The sequence below is a fragment of the Polaromonas sp. CG_9.7 genome (genome assembly GCF_015752205.1).
GTDB lineage: Bacteria > Pseudomonadota > Gammaproteobacteria > Burkholderiales > Burkholderiaceae_C > Polaromonas.
This window is the reverse complement of sequence record NZ_JADOVG010000040.1, coordinates 1-2638: the sequence shown is the minus strand read 5'-3', so window position 1 is coordinate 2638 and position 2638 is coordinate 1. Positions and strand designations below refer to the sequence as shown.

The following is a 2638-nucleotide window of genomic DNA, read 5'->3' as shown; positions in this document are numbered from 1 at the left end:
TGTCGGCGCCGATTGAATATTGACCCACCCTGCCGATCCAATAGTGACCCAGGGCGGGTCGCTGGTGTTGGAACCAGCAACTGTGGATAAGTGTACTCAGCAGCTGGTTCTTGGCTTTCCTTATCCAGGCTTTTTGAATTCCTAGACTGCACGGGGAAAGGAGCGAAGGGCGTAGCCCGTAGCGGATTTCCCCGTGCGCGCCCGGCTCAGAACGGCTCGTCTGGCCGTGCTGCTTTTGCCTCCTTGCGCACTTGCTCGCGCGCTTTGATCCGCGACTTGGCGGCCAGGGTGCTGTGCTGAAACCGGTACGACTCGTTGCCCGTCTCCACGATGTGGCAGTGGTGGGTGAGCCTGTCGAGCAGCGCTGTTGTCATTTTGGCGTCCCCAAAGACGCTCGACCATTCGGAGAAACTCAAATTGGTGGTGATGACCACGCTGGTGTGCTCGTACAGCTTGGAGAGCAGGTGAAACAGCAAGGCGCCGCCCGCCTGGCTGAACGGCAGGTAGCCCAGCTCATCGAGAACGACCAGGTCCATGCGCATCAAGCTCAGAGCCATGCGTCCGGCCTTGCCGTCACGCTTTTCCTTCTCCAGCACATTGACCAGATCGACCGTGGAGTAAAAGCGCACGCGCTTGCCCTGCGCGGCAATGCCCGCCACGGCGATGGCCGTGGCCAGATGCGTCTTGCCCGTGCCGGGCCCACCGATGAGCACCGCGTTTTGCGCCGTGTCGGTAAACGCCAGCGTGGCCAGTTGCCTGACCAGCGGCTGATCGACCCTGGACGCGCCAAAGTCAAACCCGGCCAGATCGCGGTGCATGGGCAGCTTGGCCGCGTTCATTTGGTGGCTGACCGAGCGCATCGCCCGGTCGGTGTGTTCGGCCTGCAGCAGGTGCTCGATCAGCCAGCGGGAGGTGGCCGTTGACGATTCCCCTTGACTCATCAGGTCCGTCCAGGCGCTGGCCATGCCGTGCAGGCGCAGCTCTTTGAGCTCAGCGGTGACATCACGCATGGTGGACCGCCACCGCGCCGCCTGGCGCCCCAATGACACAGCGCAGGGTGTCGTAGCGGCCGGTGTTGGCCAGCGGCGCATCGACGAGTTGCAGCGTCGTTTGCACCGTCTCGGGCAGCGCGCAGGCATTGAGCCGGGCCAGCACGTTCAGCACGTGCTCGGCGCTCAGGGCGCCGGACTCGACGACCAGCTCGACGGCCACCAGCACCGCCTCCAGCCCGGCCGTCGGCACGGCAGCGAGCACCTGCGCCATGATCCGGTCCCCACCGGGGTGGCGCAGCAGGCCGAGCTTGAGCTGCTTCAAGGGCGCGGGCATGTCGGCAAAGGGCGCTCCGTTGCGCAGGGCGCCGGGCTTGCGCTGCACCAGCGCGATGTAGTGCTGCCAGTCATACACCGTCTGCCCCCGGCTGACGACCCGCTCATGGCTGGCGACCACGGCATCGCCGGCCACCACGCAGATGCGCGTGGGGTACAGCCGGGTGCTCACGCGCTGGCCGGCGAACTCGCACGGCACCGAATACCGGTTGCGCTGCACGCTGACCAGACAGGTGCTCGATACGCTCGCCTGCCTTTCCACGTAGCCGTCAAAGGCCGCCGGCATGGGCATCATCTCGGGAAGTTCTTGCGCCAGCATCTCCTGCACGCTGAACTGCTTGTACTCGGGGTGGCGGATCTCGCTCCACAGGCTCCGGCAGCGCTCGCCGAGCCAGGCGTTGAGCGCCTCGAACGAGCCAAACTGGCATTTCTGCGCATCGAGCCAGATGCGCCGGCGGCTGTCCTGCACGTTTTTTTCCACCACGCCTTTTTCCCAGCCCGAGGCGACGTTGCAGAAATCGGCATCGAACAGGTAGTGCGCGCACATCACGGCAAAGCGGGCGTTGACCACCCGGCCCTTGCCTTTTTTGACCTTGTCTACCGCCGTTTTCATGTTGTCATAAATGCCGCGCCGGGCAACGCCGCCCAGGGCCGCAAAAGAGCGTGTGTGGGCATCGAACAGCATTTCATGGCCCTGGCTGGGGTAGGCCACCAGCCAGAAAGCGCGGCTGGCGCACAGCTTGAGGTGCGAGACCTGCAGCCGGTAGTAAATGCCGCCGACGACCAGGCCCTCTTCGCTCCAGTCGAACTGGAAGGCTTCACCAAGTGCAAAACTCAGCGGCACAAAGGCATGGGGAGCCTTGCCGGCACTGCCGCGCCAGGCGCGCGTGAAGTCCGTCACCGCGCTGTAGCCGCCCGCATAGCCGGCCGCCTGGATTTGCGCAAACAGCGCCTTGGCCGTGCGCCGGTTTTGTTTGCTGCGGTGGCCATCGGCTTGCAGGGCCTGCTCCAACTCTGAAGTGAAAGCGCTCAGCTTGCCCAACGCCTGGGGCCTGCTGTAGACGGGCACCTGCACCGCTTCTGGCGCCCTGAGCCAGCGGCGCAGCGTGTTGCGCGACAACCCCGTGCGCTTGGCTATTTCATGCAGCGAAAGCTTGTCGCGCAAATGCATCCGTCGAATCTTGCCTAACATTTCCATGGTGATCACCTTTTTCGCTCCTGCCTAAAAATAAGGCAGGGCAAGTAAAACACCTGGGTCAGTTTTGGATCGGCACAACTTCTATAAGTGGGTCAGTTTTCGGTCGGCGTCAACA

Annotated in this window: 2 protein-coding genes; both read right to left on the bottom strand. The window is 63.7% G+C overall.

The genetic code is table 11. The features are described 5' to 3' along the window. Positions 1-206: 206 nt before the first annotated feature. Positions 207-1010: an IS21-like element helper ATPase IstB gene (gene istB, locus IWX87_RS19345; RefSeq protein ID WP_196865127.1), complete on the bottom strand. Its 804-nt coding sequence runs from the start codon at positions 1008-1010 to the stop codon at positions 207-209. Then, positions 1003-2523, bottom strand: coding sequence for an IS21 family transposase (istA, locus tag IWX87_RS19340; RefSeq protein ID WP_196865126.1), 1521 nt, complete (start codon positions 2521-2523; stop codon positions 1003-1005). The genes istB and istA overlap by 8 nt, the downstream gene beginning before the upstream one ends. Positions 2524-2638 lie beyond the last annotated feature (115 nt).